This is a genomic window from Variovorax sp. LARHSF232 (assembly GCF_052871435.1).
Map to the genome: position 1 here is coordinate 16835 of NZ_JBIXJS010000007.1, position 17176 is coordinate 34010.

At 68.7% G+C, this 17176-nt stretch carries 11 protein-coding genes; 1 reads left to right on the forward strand and 10 read right to left on the reverse strand.

Going from position 1 to position 17176, the window contains the following annotated elements; genetic code table 11:
- Position 1: 1 nt before the first annotated feature.
- From pbpC to ACIPRI_RS17815, 8 genes are all read right to left on the reverse strand, one after another.
- Positions 2-2170 carry a penicillin-binding protein 1C gene (gene pbpC / locus ACIPRI_RS17780; protein WP_446622796.1) on the reverse strand — a complete coding sequence of 723 codons (2169 nt, stop codon included), beginning with the start codon at positions 2168-2170 and terminating at the stop codon, positions 2-4.
- Between the two features lie 197 nt (positions 2171-2367).
- Positions 2368-3843, reverse strand: coding sequence for a M81 family metallopeptidase (locus ACIPRI_RS17785; protein WP_446622797.1), 1476 nt, complete (start codon positions 3841-3843; stop codon positions 2368-2370).
- Entirely contained in the window at positions 3840-5135 is a 1296-nt protein-coding gene (locus tag ACIPRI_RS17790) for a Zn-dependent hydrolase (protein ID WP_446622798.1), read from the reverse strand. Before ACIPRI_RS17790 ends, ACIPRI_RS17785 begins: the two co-directional genes overlap by 4 nt.
- 35 nt (positions 5136-5170) lie before the next feature.
- Positions 5171-5887 carry an ABC transporter ATP-binding protein gene (locus ACIPRI_RS17795; RefSeq protein WP_446622799.1) on the reverse strand — a complete coding sequence of 239 codons (717 nt, stop codon included), beginning with the start codon at positions 5885-5887 and terminating at the stop codon, positions 5171-5173.
- Between the two features lie 61 nt (positions 5888-5948).
- Positions 5949-6716, reverse strand: a complete 768-nt coding sequence (locus ACIPRI_RS17800) for an ABC transporter ATP-binding protein (protein WP_446622800.1) — start codon at positions 6714-6716, stop codon at positions 5949-5951.
- A gap of 55 nt (positions 6717-6771) precedes the next feature.
- The gene (locus ACIPRI_RS17805; RefSeq protein WP_446622801.1) at positions 6772-7731 is read right to left on the reverse strand and encodes a branched-chain amino acid ABC transporter permease; all 960 of its coding nucleotides are present in this window, start codon (positions 7729-7731) and stop codon (positions 6772-6774) included.
- Positions 7732-7738: 7 nt separating this feature from the next.
- The gene (locus tag ACIPRI_RS17810; protein ID WP_446622802.1) at positions 7739-8599 is read right to left on the reverse strand and encodes a branched-chain amino acid ABC transporter permease; all 861 of its coding nucleotides are present in this window, start codon (positions 8597-8599) and stop codon (positions 7739-7741) included.
- Positions 8600-8678: 79 nt separating this feature from the next.
- Entirely contained in the window at positions 8679-9884 is a 1206-nt protein-coding gene (locus ACIPRI_RS17815; RefSeq protein WP_446622803.1) for an ABC transporter substrate-binding protein, read from the reverse strand.
- A 219-nt stretch (positions 9885-10103) separates the two neighbouring features.
- On the opposite strand from ACIPRI_RS17815, the gene ACIPRI_RS17820 reads away from it, so the two are divergent.
- Complete coding sequence (locus ACIPRI_RS17820; RefSeq protein WP_446622804.1) at positions 10104-10868, forward strand: FadR/GntR family transcriptional regulator; 765 nt, start codon at positions 10104-10106, stop codon at positions 10866-10868.
- A gap of 11 nt (positions 10869-10879) precedes the next feature.
- Here the strand turns inward: ACIPRI_RS17820 and ACIPRI_RS17825 are convergent, their stop codons facing one another.
- Positions 10880-11152 carry a DUF2277 domain-containing protein gene (locus ACIPRI_RS17825; protein WP_446622805.1) on the reverse strand — a complete coding sequence of 91 codons (273 nt, stop codon included), beginning with the start codon at positions 11150-11152 and terminating at the stop codon, positions 10880-10882.
- Between the two features lie 35 nt (positions 11153-11187).
- Positions 11188-17157, reverse strand: a complete 5970-nt coding sequence (locus ACIPRI_RS17830; RefSeq protein WP_446622806.1) for an alpha-2-macroglobulin family protein — start codon at positions 17155-17157, stop codon at positions 11188-11190.
- Positions 17158-17176 lie beyond the last annotated feature (19 nt).

Below are 17176 nucleotides of genomic sequence, written 5' to 3' on the forward strand. Positions count from 1 at the left end.
CTCAGTCGGCTACCGCGCGGGAGTGGGCTACCCCCGCTCCGCGCACTTCGAGCCGCCGCTCGTCCAGCACCTTGCCGCGCGGGTCCACCAGCTGCACCACATGCCGCCCCGGCCAGGGCAGCCAGGACAGGCGCGGGCCCTGGCCGGCGATGCGGCCGTCGATGCGCCATTGCAGCGCCGGCGCCGCCGCGGCCTCGGCCTGGAAGACCAGGCGCTGGCGCGCGGGCGGAATGTCGGGGTCGAGCGCGAGGATGGTGCCGTCGGCCGGCTCGGTGATGCGCGGCGCCTGCTGCGCCGCCGCGGCGCTGTCCGGCGCAAAGCGGGCCTGCTCGGTGCCGGCGATGAACCATTCCTCGCGCGCCGCCTCCAGCCCGTCACCGAAGCTGACGCGCGTGTGAACGAGACCCGGCGGCGGTGCCGGCGCGCGGCTGGCTTCGTGCCGGTGCAGAAAGCCCATCAGCTCGGCCCAGACGGGCGCGGCGCCGCTGCTGCCGCTCACGTCCCACATCGGCGCGCCGCTGGCGTTGCCCACCCACACGCCCACCGTGTAGCGCGAGGACCAGCCCACGGCCCAGTTGTCGCGCATGTCCTTGCTGGTGCCGGTCTTCACCGCGGTCCAGAAGCGGGTGGCCAGCACGCTGTCCAGGCCGAAGGTGGGCGCGCGGGCATTGGCGTCGTGCAGGATGTCGCCGACGATGAAGCTGGCGCGCGGGTCGATCGCCGGCCGGCCGGCCGCTGGCGCCGCGCTTTGCGGCAAGCCGTCGCCGGGCGGCGCGTAGCGCCCGCCGTTGGCCAGCGTGCGGTAGGCGTTGGCCAGTTGCAGCAGCGAGACCTCGCTGCTGCCCAGCGCCAGGCTGTAGCCGTAGTAGTCGCCGCTCTCGCCCAGCGCAATGCCGCTGGCCTGCAACTGGCGCGCAAAGGCTTCGGGGCCGACCATGACCAGGGTGCGCACCGCCGGCACGTTGAGCGAGGACGCCAATGCGCGGCGCACCGACACCTGGCCCTTGAAATGCCGGTCGTAGTTCTGCGGGATGTACAGGCCGGAGGCGGTGCCGATCTGCGCGCTGGAGTCGTCCAGCAGGGAGGCGGCGGTGAATCGCCGCTGCGCGATCGCCTGCGCGTACAGGAAGGGCTTGAGCGTGGAGCCGGGCTGGCGCCGGGCCAGCACGCCATCGACTTCCGAAGCGCGGCTGAGCGAATCGCCGGACGAGCCGACCCAGGCCAGCACCTCGCCGTTGGCGTTGTCCAGCACCACCACCGCGCCGTCTTCCACGTTGCGCCCGCGCAGTTCGCGCAGGTGCCGCTGCAGGCTGGCCAGCGCAAAACGCTGCAGCGGCGCGCGCAGGGTGGTGCGCATGCTGGCCTGGCCTGGCTGCTGCCGGGCCAGGCGCTGCGCCAGGTGCGGCGCGATGCCTTCGCTGGCTGGCCAGTCGCGGCGCGCCAGCGCGGCGCCGGCAAAGGCGTCGAGCGCGGCGCAATCGGGCCGGCTGTCTGGCTGCATGCTGCGCAGCAGTTCGCAGCCGCGCTGCGCCACCAGGGCGGGCTTGGCGTTGGGCGCGCGCACCAGGGCCGCGGCCAGCGCCGCTTCGCGCGCGTCCAGGCCGTGCGCCGCCTTGCCGAACAGGGTGCGCGAGAGCGCGTCGATGCCCACGATCTCGCCGCGGAAAGGCACGGTGTTGAGGTAGGCCTCCAGGATCTGGTCCTTGCGCCAGCGGGCTTCCAGTTCGCGCGCTGCCAGCGCCTGACCGAGCTTTTGCGTGATGCTGCGCCCGTCGCTGCTGCGCCGCGCCAGGTCGTCGTCGATCAGGCCGGCGAGCTGCATCGTGATGGTGGAGGCGCCGCGCGTCCGGGTGGCCCACAGATTGCCCCAGGCGGCGGCCGACACGGCCTGCCAGTCGACGCCGCTGTGTTCGTAGAAGCGCTTGTCTTCGCTCAGCAGCATGGCCTGGCGCAGGGCCGGCGAGATGTCGCTGAGCGGCGTCCATTGGCCGCGCCGCACGCTGGCATCCTGGCGCACGCGCTGCAGCAGCTCGCCGTTGCGGTCCAGCACGCGTGTATCGGAAGGGTGGAACTCCTGGCGGACTTGCTGGAAGCTGGGCAGCGCCGCCACCGCCTGCGTGCCAGCCAGAAGCAGCAGCGCAATCAGGGTCGATGCTTGCCGGCCACTCATGCCATGCCGAGCAGATGGGCCAGTGTGCGTTCGGGCTCGGCGCGCTTGACCGACACATTGCGTTCCAGCTGGCGGTGCATTTGTTGTGCACAAGCGTGCATCCGGATGGCTTTCCATTTTGTTCGCAAGACTTATGCTGATTGTCGTCAATCATGATCGACTAATGTTCACCATCCTTCCGGGTCTCGGCCATGCACTCAGTCCGCATCGTCCAATGGAAAGACCGGACGACGCACCTTGCTGAACGGGAACAGCTTGTAGTCCGAACTGGTGACGCCCGGGCTGTCGCACTCCACCAGCGCCGCCGACAGTGGCTCGAACACCGGCCGGCAGTACATGCGCGATTTCAGCAGCAGATAGCGCTCTTTGCGCGGATCGAGCCCCGCGCACTCGAATACGCCGATGTCCCATGGCTCCTGCGTGCGCTCGGTGACGACGATGCGTGCGGCGCCGATGTCGAACAGCACGGTGCGCCCCATGCTGCTGCGCTGGCCGGTGTAAGTGGGGCCGGTGATCACGTACTCGCCGTCGCTGATCGTTCGCACGGTGCCGGTCAACCGCGCCGGCGTCTTGTGCAGGCCGATGCCTTCGAGCGACACCTTGTTGCCCAGCGCCACCGTTGCCTGGGCGCCCACGCCCGCGGCGATCAGCGCGGCCACCGCCTCGGGGTCGCACAGCGGCCCCACGCCGATGCCGTCCAGGCCCTGCGCGAGCGCCTCCTGCAGCACGTCCATGGTGTCGCAGCTGCCGCCGGACATGCAGTTGTCGCCGTGGTCGAGCAGCAGGACCGGCCGCGTCGCCCCTTGGGCAATCACCTTGGCACGCGCCACCGATTGCGCCAGCGGCTCACTGCGGTAGATGAAGGCCTCGCGCTCGGCCCATAGCTGCGCCGCGATGCGGTCGGCCGTGGCCTGCGCGCGCTCGGACGCCTCGGCATCGACCACCACCACGCTCATGCAGGGCGCCTCGATGTCGGACAGCGAGAAGCCGGCAAAGATCGACACCGCCAATGACTCCGAGGCCTCGGCTGCCCGCGCCGATTCGATGGCCCGCTGCATCGCGCCGGTGAACGACGCGCTGCGCAGCGTGTGCGCCATCAGCGGCAGCCCGCGCCAGCGCATCGCCGGCCTGCTGCGCCCGGCCAGCAGGTCGAACAGCAGGCGGCCGGCGTGCTCGCCGGTCTCGTACATGTCGACGTGCGGGTAGGTCTTGAAGCCGACGATCACGTCGGCGTTCTCCACCATCGCGGGCGTGACGTTGGCATGCAGGTCGAGCGCCACGCCGATCGGCACGCCAGGCGCCGCCGCGCGCAGTCGCACCAGCAGGTCGCCTTCGCCGTCGACGCTGTTCTGCGCCACCATGGCGCCGTGCAGGTCGAGCAGGATGGCGTCGCAGCCCGGCGCCGCATCGACGATGCAATGCGTGAGCGTGGTGTAGGCTTGCGCATCGACCGGACCGCTCGGGTTGGCCGAGGCCGACACCGGCGTGACCAGCGTTGCGCCGGCCCGCTCGGCGAGATCGATGAAGGCCGACATCGCGGTGCGCATGCCCTTGTTGTCGCGGTAGGCCTGCGCGTCGAAGGTCGGGCCGTCGGGCCCGAAGGCCGCGAGCGGCGTGGGTACCGGCGAGAAGGTGTTGGTCTCGTGGTTGAGGCGGGCAATCAGGACTTTCATGCGGTCGCCCCTTCGGCAGTAACGCCTGCGCTTTGCAGCATGGCCTGCAGCAGGACGTTGCAGCCGGCCTCCAGGTGCGCGGGCTGCGCGTCCTCGATCTCGTTGTGGCTGATGCCGTCGCGGCAGGGCACGAAGATCATGGCCGTGGGACAGACCCGCGCGAGGTACACCGCGTCGTGGCCGGCGCCGCTGATCACGTTCATGCAGCCGAGGCCCTGGGCCTGTGCAGCCTCGCGCACGGCCGACACCAGCGTCGGCGTGAACGGCTGCGGCGGGAAATAGACGACCTGTTCCACCGTCGCCTGGACCTTCGCGCCGGCGGCGATGCGCTGCACCGCCTCCTTCAGCGCGGCGTCCATGGCCGACAGCACCACGTCGTCGGCCGCGCGCAGGTCGACGCTGAGCCGGACGCGGCCGGGGATCACATTGCGCGAGTTGGGGTAGGAGTCGATCCACCCGACCGTGCCGCGCGCATGCGGCGCGTGCGCCAGCGCGATGCGATTGACCTCGATCACGAGTTCGGATGCCGCGAGCAGCGCGTCTTTTCGAAGCTCCATCGGCGTGGGGCCGGCGTGGGCTTCCATTCCCTGCACCACCACGTCGTACCAGCGCTGGCCCAGCGCGCCCTCGACCACGCCAATGACGCGCTCGTTGGCCTCGAGCACCGGACCCTGTTCGATGTGCGCCTCGAAGTAGGCGCCGACGGGCGAGGCCGCCGCTGAGGCGGGCGCGGGGCCCGCATAGCCGATGGCCGACAGCGCTTCGGCCACACTCACGCCCTCGGTGTCGCGCTGCGCGAGCGCATGCTCGAGCGTGAAGGCGCCCGCGAACACGCCGGAGCCCATCATCACGGGCACGAAGCGCGAGCCCTCCTCGTTGGTCCACACCGCGACCTCGACCGGCGCCTCGGTGGCGATGCCGGCGTCGTTCAGGCTGCGGATCACCTCCAGCCCCGCGAGCACGCCGTAGTTGCCGTCGAACTTGCCACCCGTGGGCTGCGTGTCGATGTGGCTGCCGGTGGTGATCGGCGGCAGCGCGTTGTCGCGGCCCGCGCGGCGCGCAAAGATGTTGCCAATGGCGTCCACGCGCACCTCGCAGCCGGCCTCGCGCGCCCAGCGCGCGAAGAGGTCGCGGCCCTGGCGGTCCAGGTCGGTGAGTGCGATGCGGCACACGCCGCCCTTCTCGGTGGCGCCGAGCTGCGCGAGCTGCATCAGCGAGTCCCAGAGGCGCTGGCCGTCGACGCGCAGGGCGCGCATGTCCGGTGCGGCGGAAAGTTCGTTCTGTGTGTTCATGGTTTTGACGAAGGGGTGCAGGAGACGGGGCGCGCTCAGGCGAGCCCGACGCCGAGGTAGCGGTCTTTCACTTCATGGTCGGCCATGAAGGCGGCGTTGCCGGCCTCGTGCACGATCACACCCTGCTCCACGATGTAGTGGCGGTCGGCCAGCTGCACGCAGACCTCGAGGTTCTGTTCGACCAGCAGGATCGCGACACCCGCGGCTTTTTTGATGGTCTTCAGCTGCGCGACGATCTCTTCCACGATCACCGGCGCCAGGCCTTCCACGGGTTCGTCGAGGATCAGCAGGCGCGGATGGTTCATGAGCGCGCGGCCGATGGCCAGCATCTGCTGCTCGCCGCCCGACAGCTGCCCGCCGCCGTTACGCCGGCGCTCCTTCAGGCGCGGAAAGATGCGGTAGATGTCGGCCAGCTGCCAGGGCGAATCGCGCCGCAGGCCGAGCAGCAGGTTCTCTTCCACCGTCAGCAGCTTGAAGATGCCGCGGTGCTCGGGCACCAGGCACACGCCGCGCGTGGCGATGCGGTGCGGCGGCTGGCCCGCGATGTCCGCACCCTGGAAGCGCACGCGCCCGCCCGTGGGCGTGACGGCGCCGGCAATGCTCTTGAGCGTGGTCGACTTGCCCGCGCCGTTGCGGCCTAGCAGCGTGACGAGTTCGGCCTCGCCCACCGTGAGCGACACGCCCTGCAGCACATGGCTCTTGCCGTAGTGCGCATGCAGGCCTTCGACTTCGAGGATGTTTTGCCCGCTCATGGGAATACCTCCGTGCTTCGCACTGCGGTGCGAGCTTGTTTGGGGCGGCCCGGCACGGCGCTCATGCCTTGCCTCCGGTGATCATGTTGCCCAGGTACGCCGTGCGCACGCGCGCGTCGGACCGGATGTCGCCCGGCAGCCCCTCGGCCAGCACGCGGCCCAGTTGCATGACGGTCACGGTGTCGGAGATGTCCATCACGATGTTCATGTTGTGCTCGATCAGCACCACGGTGTGCGCGTCGCGCAGGCCGCGGATGAGCTGCTTCATGTCGTCGAGGTCGTCGATGCCCATGCCCGAGGTCGGCTCGTCCAGGAAGATGGCCTTGGGCCTGGCGGCCAGCGCCATGCCCACTTCGAGGCGGCGCTGCTGGCCGTGCGAGAGCACACTGGCGGGCGTGTCGGCCAGCCGCTCGAGGCCGACGCGCGCGAGCACCTCGGCCACCGTGCCGGCACACGCGCGCTCGCCGACGGGTGCGCGCCAGCAGTTCATGGCCTGGCGCGGCGCAATGCCCTGTGCCGCCACGCGCAGGTTCTCGCGGACCGACAGGCTGGGGAACAGACTGGTCACCTGGAACGAGCGCGCCATGCCGCGCTGCACGCGCCGGTGGTCGGGCTCGCGCGTCACGTCGTGGCCGTCGAACATGATGCGCCCGCCGGTGGTGGTTCCGGTGCCCGTGAGCATGTGGAACAGCGTGGTCTTGCCGGCGCCGTTGGGCCCGATCACCGAGTGCACGGTGTTGCGCTTGATCTTCAGGTCGACCCCGCCGAGCGCGGCGAACTTGCCGTAGTGCTTGGTGACGCCGATGGCTTCGATGAGGACGTCGCTCATTCAGTAACCTCCGCGCTGCGCGCTGCGGTATTCGCCTTGGGAGCGGCCCTGCGGCTCATGCCTGTTCTCCTTGCACCGCTGGCACCTTGGTGGCGGCCGGCGTCTTGCGGAACACCCGGCGCCAGGCGCTTTCGCCCAGGCCCCAGAGGCCGCGTTGCATGCCGATGCTCACGCCGATCAGCAGCAGGCCCAGCAGCAGCAGCCAGCGCGGCCACAGCGTGGAGAGCCAGTCGGCCAGCAGCACGTAGAAGGCCGAGCCCAGCACCGAGGCGAACAGGTTGCCGGTGCCGCCGATCACAGTGATGACCAGGATCATCTCGCTCGTGTGGTACTCGGCGTTCGACAGCGGCGCGATGCCGGTCATCATCGCGTGCAGGCCGCCGGCCAGGCCGGTGACGGCGCCCGAGATCACGAAGGCCAGCAACTTGAAGCGCTTCAGGTCGTAGCCCACGGCGGCGGCGCGGTCCTCGTTGTCGCGGATGGCAAGCAGCGTGCGGCCGAAGACCGAATCGGTCACCTTGAGCAGCAGCGCGAACGCAATCAGGAAGACCACGGCCACGAAGGCGTAGTACTTCCACGGCGTGTCCATGAAGGCCGGGCGCGGCACGTCGAGCAGGCCGTTGTCGCCGCCTGTGAGCCCCGAGGCCGTGTAGGCCACGAAATAGAACATCTGCGCGAAGGCCAGCGTGAGCATCACGAAGTAGGTGCCGCGCTGGCGGATGGCGACCCAGCCGACCACCGCCGCGCCCAGTGCGCCCATGCCGATGGCCGCGAGCAATGCGAGCGGCATCGGCAGTTGCAGCCGCGTGAGCAGGATCGCGATGGTGTAGCTGCCCAGCCCGAAGAAGATGCCCTGGCCGAACGAGAGCAGCCCCGTGTAGCCCAGCAGCAGGTTGCATCCCAGCGCAGCGAGCGCATAGATGAGCACTTCGCTCGCGAGCGAGCCCGAGCGCATGAACAGCGGCAGCGCGAGCGCGACGATCAGCGCCAGCAGGAAGGTGTATTTCTTTGGCATGGCGCGTTCATCCTCTGCGGCCGAGCAGGCCATGCGGGCGCAGCAGCAGCACGGCGCCCATCGCGATGTAGATCATCAGGCTCGCCCCCGGCGGCCAGATGGTGCTCATGAGGCTCTGCACGATGCCGATCAGCACGCCGCCGACCAGCGCACCGCTGAAGCTGCCGAGCCCGCCGATCACCACGACCACGAAGGCCACGCCCAGCGCCTCGACGCCCATGAAGGGCTCGGCCCCGCGGATGGGCGCGGCCAGCACGCCGGCCAGCGCCGCCGTGGCCGCGCCGAGCGCGAACACCAGGCTGAACACGCGGAACACGTTGATGCCGAGCAGCGAAACCATCTCGGTCGACTCGCTGCCCGCGCGCACCGCGCTGCCAAGGCGCGTGCCTTCGAGCACCCACCACAGCAGCACGGCGAGCACGGCGGTGAAGCCGATCACGAAGAGGCGGTACTTCGGATAGATGAAGCTGCCCCACATCACCACGCCCTGCAGCAGGTCGGGCGTCGGCACGCTGTTGCCCAGCGGGCCCCAGAAGACAATGACGATTTCCTGCACCGCGAGCGCGAGGCCCACGGTCACGAGGATGTGGAACTCGTGCGCCTTGGCATAGACGCGGCGCAGCAGCAGCTTCTCGGCCAGCCAGCCGAGTGCGCCGACGAACAACGGCACCAGCAGCAGCGCAGCCCAGAAGTCGAGCCCCCATTGCAGGGCCTGGAAGCACAGATAGGCACCCAGCAGATAGAAGGCGCCGTGCGCGAAGTTCACGAAGCGCAGCAGGCCGAACACGATGGACAGGCCAACGGCCAGCAGGAAATACAGCATGCCGATGCCGATTCCGTTGATGGTCTGGAGCAGGTAGACGGACATGGGTGTCGTTATGGGCGGATAGGCGGCCCGCGCCCCCCGCGCCACGGTCGGCGCGGACGAAGCGCGGTGCCGGGCGGCGTCAGGCCAGCTTGCAGCCGGTCTTGTCGACCGGGAGGAACGATTTGCCCGAGCTCACCACATCGACGTAGTCGGCCGGGTTCGCCATCTTCGACTTGGCCTTGCCCTTGAGCAGGTAGTAGTCCTTGATCACCTGGTGGTCGGCCTTGCGGATTTCCTCGGTGCCGGTGAGCCCGTCGAACTTCATGCCCTCGAGCGCCGCGGCGACGGCCTTCGGGTCGACATTGCCTGCCTTCACGATGCCGTCGATCAGGATCTTGGTGCAGATGTACGAGCCCGCGAGGCTGTAGTTGGGCACGATCTTGAGCTTGTCGGCCGTGCGTTTCACCAGGTCCTTGTTGAGCGGCGTGTCGACCGTGTGCCAGTACTGCGCGCCGAAGTAGACGCCGTCGCACAGGTCGGCGCCCAGCTCGTCGAACTGCTCCAGGCCCGAGGCCCAGGCGATCAGGATGGTCATGTTCTTGTGCATGCCGAAGCTCACCGCCTGGCGCAGTGCGGCCGACGATTGCGCACCGAAATTGAGCAGCAGCAACACGTCGGGCTTGGCCGCCATCGCGTTGGTGAGATAGCCGCTGAACTCCTTCTCGTTGAGCGAGTGGTAGCTGTTGCCCACGTGCTCGATGCCTTTCTCCTGGAAGATGTTCCTGGCCGCGCTCAACAGGCCGTCGCCGAACACGTACTGCGGCGTGATGGTGTACCAGCGCTTTGCCTTCGGCATGCTGGCGATCAGCGGACGCACCGTCTGCTCGATGGCGCCGAAGGTGGGTACCGACCAGCGGAAAGTGGCGGCGTTGCAGTCCTTGCCGGTGATCTCGTCCGCGCCCGCGGTGGTGATGAACAGGCCGCCAGCCTTCTCGGCCTCCTTGCCCATGGCCAGCGCTTCCGACGACAGGGTGCCGCCCGCGAAGAACTTCGCACCCTGCTGCTGCGAGGCTTCCTGCACCTTGCGCACGGCGGTAGCCGGCTTGCCCTCGGTGTCGAGCACCGTGTAGGTCAGCGGACGGTTCAGCGCCTTGCCGTACTGCTCGATCGCCAGCTTCATGCCCAGGTCGGCGAACTTGCCGTTGGCCGCGAAGGCGCCGGACATCGGCACCGGGCAGCCGAAGCGGATCGCGTCGGCGGACTGGGCAAAGACGGAGCGGCCGGCCAGGAGCGAAGCCGGGGCGGCCGACAGGGCGGCGAGCTGAAGAAGATGTCTGCGTTGCATGGGGTTCTCCGGTCGTGGTGTAGGAAGTGGGGAAGCGGGAAGAAAGCTGGGGCCTGCGAATTTCCGGCCAATTTATGCGGATAAATAGGATTAATATGTTGGTGAAAACCCGCAAGCAAGCCCTGTGCCCAAATCCCACTCGAGCCCGCCAATGACCCCGTTTAAGATCGCGCGCTGTTGCGCATCCCGCGCATCTCCCGGTGTGCATGGAGGGTGCGAATGACAGTGGGGCAGCATCGCCCGAGGCGGCAAAAGCTCTCGGACGTCATCGTCGAAGACGTCAAGCGATGGATCGTTGCCGAGCGCAAGCAGCCGGGCGACCGGCTACCGAACGAGAAGGAGCTGATCGAGCTGTTCGGCTACTCGAAGAGCACGGTGCGCGAGGCCTTGAAGGCGCTCGAAGTGCGCGGGCTGATCGCCATTCGCACCGGCCCGGGCGGCGGCGCCTACCTGCAGCAGGTGTCGGTCGAGCATGCGTCGGAGCCGCTGCGCAACTTCCTGCACTTCCATCACCTCGACGGGCACCACATCTACCAACTGCGCAAGGCGCTGGAGCCCGAACTGGCCGCGAGCGTGGTGGGGCGGTTGACGGCCGAGCAGTTCACGCGGCTGGAAGACAACATCCGCCTGTGCACCATCAAACCCACCAACGAGGACGAGCTGCGCATGCAGCGCGAGGCCGAGCTCGCGTTCCACACCATGTTGGCCGAGGCTTGCCCCAATCCGGTGCTTTCCTTCGTGTGCCGCTTTCTCAACGACCTGCTGCGCGACCTGGTGGTCTACAAGAAGGCGCTGGACCACCACCACTTCGGCGAGACCAACGTCGACTATCACACGCAGCTTCTGGCTGCCTACCGCCGCGAGGATGCCGACGAGGTGCGTCGCCTGATGGCCGAGCACATGGTGGATGCCGAGCACCACATGCACGAGATGGAGGCGCACATCGGCGCCAAGCAGCTGCTGCTGCCGAGCGGGCAGCGCTAGGGAAGATCTGATCAGGCGCTGCCGAAGCGCACCGCCGCACGCGCCTTTGCCCGCGCCGCCTCGATCTCGCGATCCCGCGGATCGGTCGTCGTCACCAGCGAATCGATCAACCGCCGCGCCGTCGCCCCCACTTCCTCCACCGCCTGGTGAAACGCCACCTCATTCGCCTTCGACGGCGCATTGAACCCGCTGAGCTTGCGCACGAACTGCAGCGCCGCCGCGTGAATCTCCTCGTCCGTCGCTGGCGGGTCGAAATTGAACAAAGTCTTGATGCTTCTGCACATCGTTCAAGTCTCCAGGTTCAAGACAACAACAAGGACTACTGGGCCGCTTCCACCTTCACCCGTGCATTCGGCGCCACCCCAAACATCTCCGGCGCATAGAGCGCCTCGACGCGGCTGGGCGGCAGGGCGAAGTCGCCAACGTTGTTCAGGCGCACGGTGTATTCCATCTTCGTCACGCCCTTGGGCAGGTACTCGTAATAACTGCGGAAGGCTTCGAAGCTTCGTTCTTCGAAAGCCGGCCAGGCGCCAGTGGGGCCTTTCTCGCCGCGCGTGGCAATCTGCGAATCGCGCCCGAGTCCGCCGCCCAGGATGGTCGCGCCGCCGGGGATCGGGTCGGTGATCGCCACCCAGGTCATGTCGGCGCTGGCATTCACTTCCAGGCTAATGCGCAGCACGTCGCCGCGGGTGTACCGGCCGGGCTTGGCCTGCTCGACCGGCGTGACGGTCTTCTTGATCGCATAGCCTGCCGCAAAGGCCGCCTTCAGGGGTACGGCCGCGGTGGATTGCAGGGTCAGCCAGGGCTTGCCGCTGCCTTCATGGCTGACGCTGAGCGCTTCCTTCAAGGTGGCAGCGTCTTGCGGCGCCTTCCACGCAAAGAACAGGCTGTTGTTGCGCAGACTGCCGGCGACCGCGCCCAGTGCGCCGTTCGCAGCGACGCGCTCGACCCGGCGCCAGTCCACGCTGCCTGTTTGCATGACCGGCTCCGCGTTGCCGCCGCCGGCGCTTGCTGCGCCCAGGGTGGCGCGCGTGCTGCCCAGCACCGGCTCGCTTTCGAAGGCGCGCGAGAACTTCTCCAGCGCCAGGCCGCCGAACAGGTTGGCCGTGGTGGTGTTCCAGGCACCGTTGCGCTGGCGGCCGATGAAGCCGCCCACCAGCTTGCCCATGTCTTCCTTCCAGGCCGGGTCGTCGATCACGCTGAGCAAGAGCTTGGCGCTGTTCACGTCGCCGCCGCCCATCAGCCACCACCAGTTGTCGTCCGCCTCGGTGCTGAAGACCAGCTTGGTGCCCTGGTAAGAGAGGCGCGCCTTCAGGATCTGCTCGGCCTCGGCCAGGCGTTGCGTGCGCTGGGGCACATCCGGCACGCGCTTCAACACATTGAGCCAGTCGATCACCGCGCCGGTCGGCCATTGGTTGGGCGCAATCGTGATGCTGGTGGTCATGCGGCCGCTGGCCTTGCCAAAGCGCGACAACGCTTCCAGCGCGGCCAGCTTGCGCACGTCCAGGTCCTGCCTGGGGCTCCAGAACGCGCGCTCGATGCGGCCTTCGACAAAGGCAGTCAGGCCGGCTTCCAGTTGCGCGCGCAACTCGTCGGGCAGGCCCAGGGCCGGGTCCAGCGAACTGGCCTCGTGCGTCGCGACCAGCAGGTAGGCGCTGAGGGTGTCGCTGCCGCGATTGGTCTCGCCGTCGCGTGGCGGGAAGTAGTTGGCCAGGCCGTCGCTGTCCAGGTAGGACGGCATCTGCGCCACCACGCCGCGCCACATCCTGGCGTCGCGCAGGCCGATGGCCTTGCTGGTCTTCTGCTCCAGGCAGCTGTAGGGGTAGCGGAGGAACCAGTCGCGCACGCCTGGCAGGCCGGCGGCCAGCTTGGGCTGCAGGGCCAGCTGCAGGCCGCCGCGGCCGGGCAGGGCGTCGGCCGGCGGCGCCACTTCCAGCTTGAAGGGCGTGGCGCTGTCCAGCTGCACCAGGTTGGCCTGCTGCACGGTCACCGGCACGGCTGGCACGATGCGCTGGCTGATCTTGAGCGCATCGCGTGCCTTGTCGTTGCCCAGCAGGTCCTTGGCCTCGATCTCCCACAGGATGGCCTCGGCGCGCGTCGCCGCCAGCTGCGCCGGCGCCTTCACGGTCCAGGCAATCTCGCGCGCCTCGCCGGCCGGAATCTCCACCGTCTGCGGCGCCAGGCTGAGCAGGGTGGCGCGCGGCGAGGCTTGCACCTTCATTGGCTTGGCCGTGGTGTTGCGCAAGGTGACTTGGGCGCGGAACTCGTCTTCTTCGCGCACCAGCGGCGGCAGGCCGCTGATGATCTGCAGGTCCTGCGTGGTCTGGATGCTGTGCGTTCCGGTGCCGAACAGGCCGGTGCCCAACTCGGCCACCGCGGCAATGCGGAAGGTGGTGAGCGCATCGTTGAGCGGCACCGTCACCTTCGCTTGCCCGTTGGCATCGAGCACCACCTTGGGGTTCCACAACAGCAGGGTGTCGAGCAACTCCCTCGTGGCCGACTTGCCGCCGCCGCCGCCCGGCGGCAAGGCCTTGCGGCCATAGTGCCGGCGGCCCACGATCTCCATCTGCGCGGTCGAGGTGGCCACGCCCCAGCTGCGCCGCGCCAGCATGGCTTCCAGCAGGTTCCAGCTGGTGTTGGGCATCAATTCCAGCAAGGCCTGGTCGACCACGGCCACCGCCACTTCGGCGCCGGCGGCCGGCTTGCCGTCGGGCAGGGTGCCGGTCAGCGTGACTTGGGCCTGGCCGCGCACCGTGTAGCTGGGCTGGTCGCTGGCCACCTTCAGCGCGATCTTGTGCGCCTGGCTGCCGACGCGGATCTCAGCGGCGCCCAGGCGGTAGGCGGGCTTGCTCAAATCGACCATGGCGGTGGGCGCCACGTACTCGCGGCCTTCATACCAGAAGGCGGTCCACCATTCGCGCGGCGTCTTGAAGCCCCAGGTGAAGAAGCTGTACCAGGGCACTTCGCGCAGGCGCCCGCGCAAGGCCAGCACGCTCACGAAGACGTTGGGGCCCCAGCCGTCTTTCACAGTGAGCTTGACGGTCGGGTCCTGGCCATTGAGCTGCACCACCTGCGTTTCCAGAATGCCTTCGCGCTCCACCGCGACCAGCGCGGTGGCAAAGCGGAAGGGCATGCGCACCTGGAACTTGGCGACTTCGCCCGGCTGGTAGTACTTCTTCTCGGGCAAGAGGTCGATGCGGTCGTGGTCCTCGCCGCCAAACCAGAGTTCGCCCTGGCGCGTGACGTAGACCGAGGTGGCTGCCAGGCTGGGGCGGCCTTGCGCGTCCTTGGCGGTGGCCACCAGTTCCACCTGGCCGGGCTCGCCCAGCTTGGCGTCGCACAGGAGCAGGCCGCGGCTGTCGCTGCGGCCGCTGCACACGGTGCCCAGCTCCTGGGTCTCGGTCTTGTTGTCGTAGGTGTAGAAGCCGCCCACCATGCGCTTGCGGCTGGTGGTGGTGATGCGGGCCACGGCACGCACCTCGATCGGCACATCGGCCTGCGCCTTGCCGGCCAGGTCCAGCGCCAGCGCCTGGAACTTGATCTTCTGGCCGCTGGAGGCCCAGCCTTCGGTCTTCAGGCCGGCGATGACTTGCGCCGGCCACAGGGTCTGGCTGCTGCGCAGGGTCTGCACTTCGCCGTTGGGGTCGGCGTAGCTGGCTTCCAGCAGCAGCTCGCGTGGCGCCGGGCTGCTCTGCAACTCGCCGATCACCAGCTTGCCGGCGCCGTTGCGGTCCAGGGTCAGCGGCAGCTTGTCGGCCACCACGCGGGCGCCTGTTGTCGCTTCTTCTTCGTCAGCGGCGCGGGCGGCACTGTCCTGCTCTTGCGGCGGCGAGAAACTGAAAGCCTCGTAGTCCGCGAAGCCGACCCACTTGGGGCGTACCAGCGCCGACACACGCACCGGCAGGTTGGCAGCGCCGCCGCCCGCCACGTAGTTGACCTGCACCGCGGTCGGCAGCTCGCTGATGGCGACCAGGGCCTTCTTTTCGGCCGGCTCGATGCGGCCCTCCAGCACCGGCAGGCGAAATTCCTCGACGCGGAACTGCCCGGTCGAATAGCTGCGCGTGGGCCTGTCGGCCGGGCCTTCCACCAACTCGACCTGGTAGCTGCCGAGCTTGGCCGCGGGCGGAATGGCAAAGCTGCTTTCGCTGCTGCGTCCGCCGCTGGCGGTGTCGCGCCAGCCGAGTGGCTGCTTGAACTGCTGGCCGCTGCCCACATGCGTGATGACCAGGGTGGCGGGCCATTCCTTGGGAAGGCCGAACCCGGCCTGCGTCTGGGTGCGCAGCACGTGCTTCATCGACACCGTCTCGCCGGCGCGAAACAGCATGCGGTCGAAGATGGTGTGGGCCACGCGGTCGGCCTGGGGCTGGCTGCTGGTGGGCAGGTTGAAGCGCCAGGGTTCGATGCCGCGCTGCCAGTCGCTCCAGGTGAAGGCCAGGTCTTCCACGCCCTTGGCATCGGTGGCGCGGGCGCTGACGAAGTAGGCGTTCCGCCATTCATCGTTGTCGTCGCCACCGCCGCAGCTTGACGGCTCCGACGACAGCTTGTCGAAGCGCGCGATGCCGCTCGCGTCGGTCACGGCACTAGCCAGCGCCTCGCCGCGGCAGCTCGACACGCGCACCTTGGCGCCTGCCACCACCTGGCCCTTGTCCAAAGTCGTGACCCAGGCCAGCGAGTTCTCGCGCCCCAGCTTGAAATGCACCGCCAGGTTGGTGGCCAGCACGCTGGTGCGCACGTACATCGTGCGATTGGCACCATGGCGCGCATCCAGCAGCGATTCCCCCAGGCGCTTGGAGGCGATCTCCAGCACATGGAAGCCGGGCGTGAGCGGAACGCCGATCACTTCCAGCGGGCGCGGGTCGGTCTCGGCCTTTGGCATGTCCAGGGTCTTCACGTTCGGCTGGCCGGCCAAGAGCGAAAGCATGCGGCTTTGCACCCAATCCCGCTCGGCGCGCTCCAGTGGCGCGGGCAGCGCGCCCTTGACGTCGCGCTGCGCCAGCTTGCGCGACACCTGGGCGCGCTCGTAGCGCTGCACCTTGCGCGACCAGGCAATGATCTCGGCGTCGGTCTTGGGGTTGATGTCGCTCACCTGACCGGGCGTGTAGGCCTGCAGCGCCAGTGCCGGCTCCACGCGGCGCACGGTCACCGGCATCATCGCCACGCCGCCCGGTTCGGCCAGCCGCTCGATCACGCCGAAGGGCGAAGCGGCGAACTTGGCCAGCGGCGGCATGGCGCCGCTGGCAACCTTCAGCGGAAAGCGACCGGGCTCGCCCAGCGGGCGGTTCGATGCATCCTGGAAGCGCGCGGGCAATTCGATGCTGTAGCTCGCCGATTCGGCAAAGGGTGGCGCAAAGCGCACCGAATCCACCAGTGCATCGGCCTGCGCCTCGTTGGCTTCTTCGAAGTGCGGCGAGAGGGTCTTGCCGTCGCCACGCAGCACGATCTTCGCGGCCAGCTGGCGCGGCACCGGCGCGTTGAAGCGCAACTCCATCGGCTTGATCGGCAGGCAGCCGCTCTGCGCGTTCTCGCGCTCGCAGCTGAAGCTGATCGCAAAGGGTTCGCGCACCTTGTAGTCGTAGCGCCGCTCCACGCGGTTGGTCACGCCCGAGGGAGTGGCCACGCCCTGGCCATACACCAGGGTGACACGGCTCGCCGGTGCCAGGGCGCGGCGGCATTGCAGGGTGAGGTAGCGCTGCGGGTCCTTGGCGGCGCTTTCGCTGAGGCCGTTGGCCTTGAGCAAGGCGTCGCGTTGCTCACCGTCGACGAGGTTGACCGGCACCCGTTCGCCCAAGCCCTCGACGGCGCACCAGACGTTCTCGCGCAGGCTTTGCGCGGTGGCGGCGCCGTTGAGCTGCAACAGGAAGATCTGCTCTTCGTCGATGGTGCCGCCGCCCGGGCGGATCGAGCGCACGAAGGGCCCGCCGGTGTTGAACTGCCAACTGCTGGTGCCCGTCACGGGCAGGCCGTTGAGGCCGGTGAAGTCGGCCACGCGGCTCACCGTGCAGCGCACGCCAGGTGGCAAGTCGTTCTCGAAATCGAAGACCCACTGCTTCTCGTTCGTCCAGCGGCCCGTGCCCTTGCCGGCCTGGGCATTGCTGCAGCTCACGGCCAGCGGCGCCGGTGCGCGCGGATCGCCGAAGCGCACGGCCGCCTCATCAAATTTGGCGACGACCTGGCGCACGCGCGACACCTCGCCTTGCGGCGATACGCTGCTGATCGTGAGCGCGCCGGCCTGGCTTGCTAAGCCGAAGCCGGCGGCGATGAGGAGAAGCTTCTTTTTCGACTGCGGCATCAAACCCCCGGACGTTGGG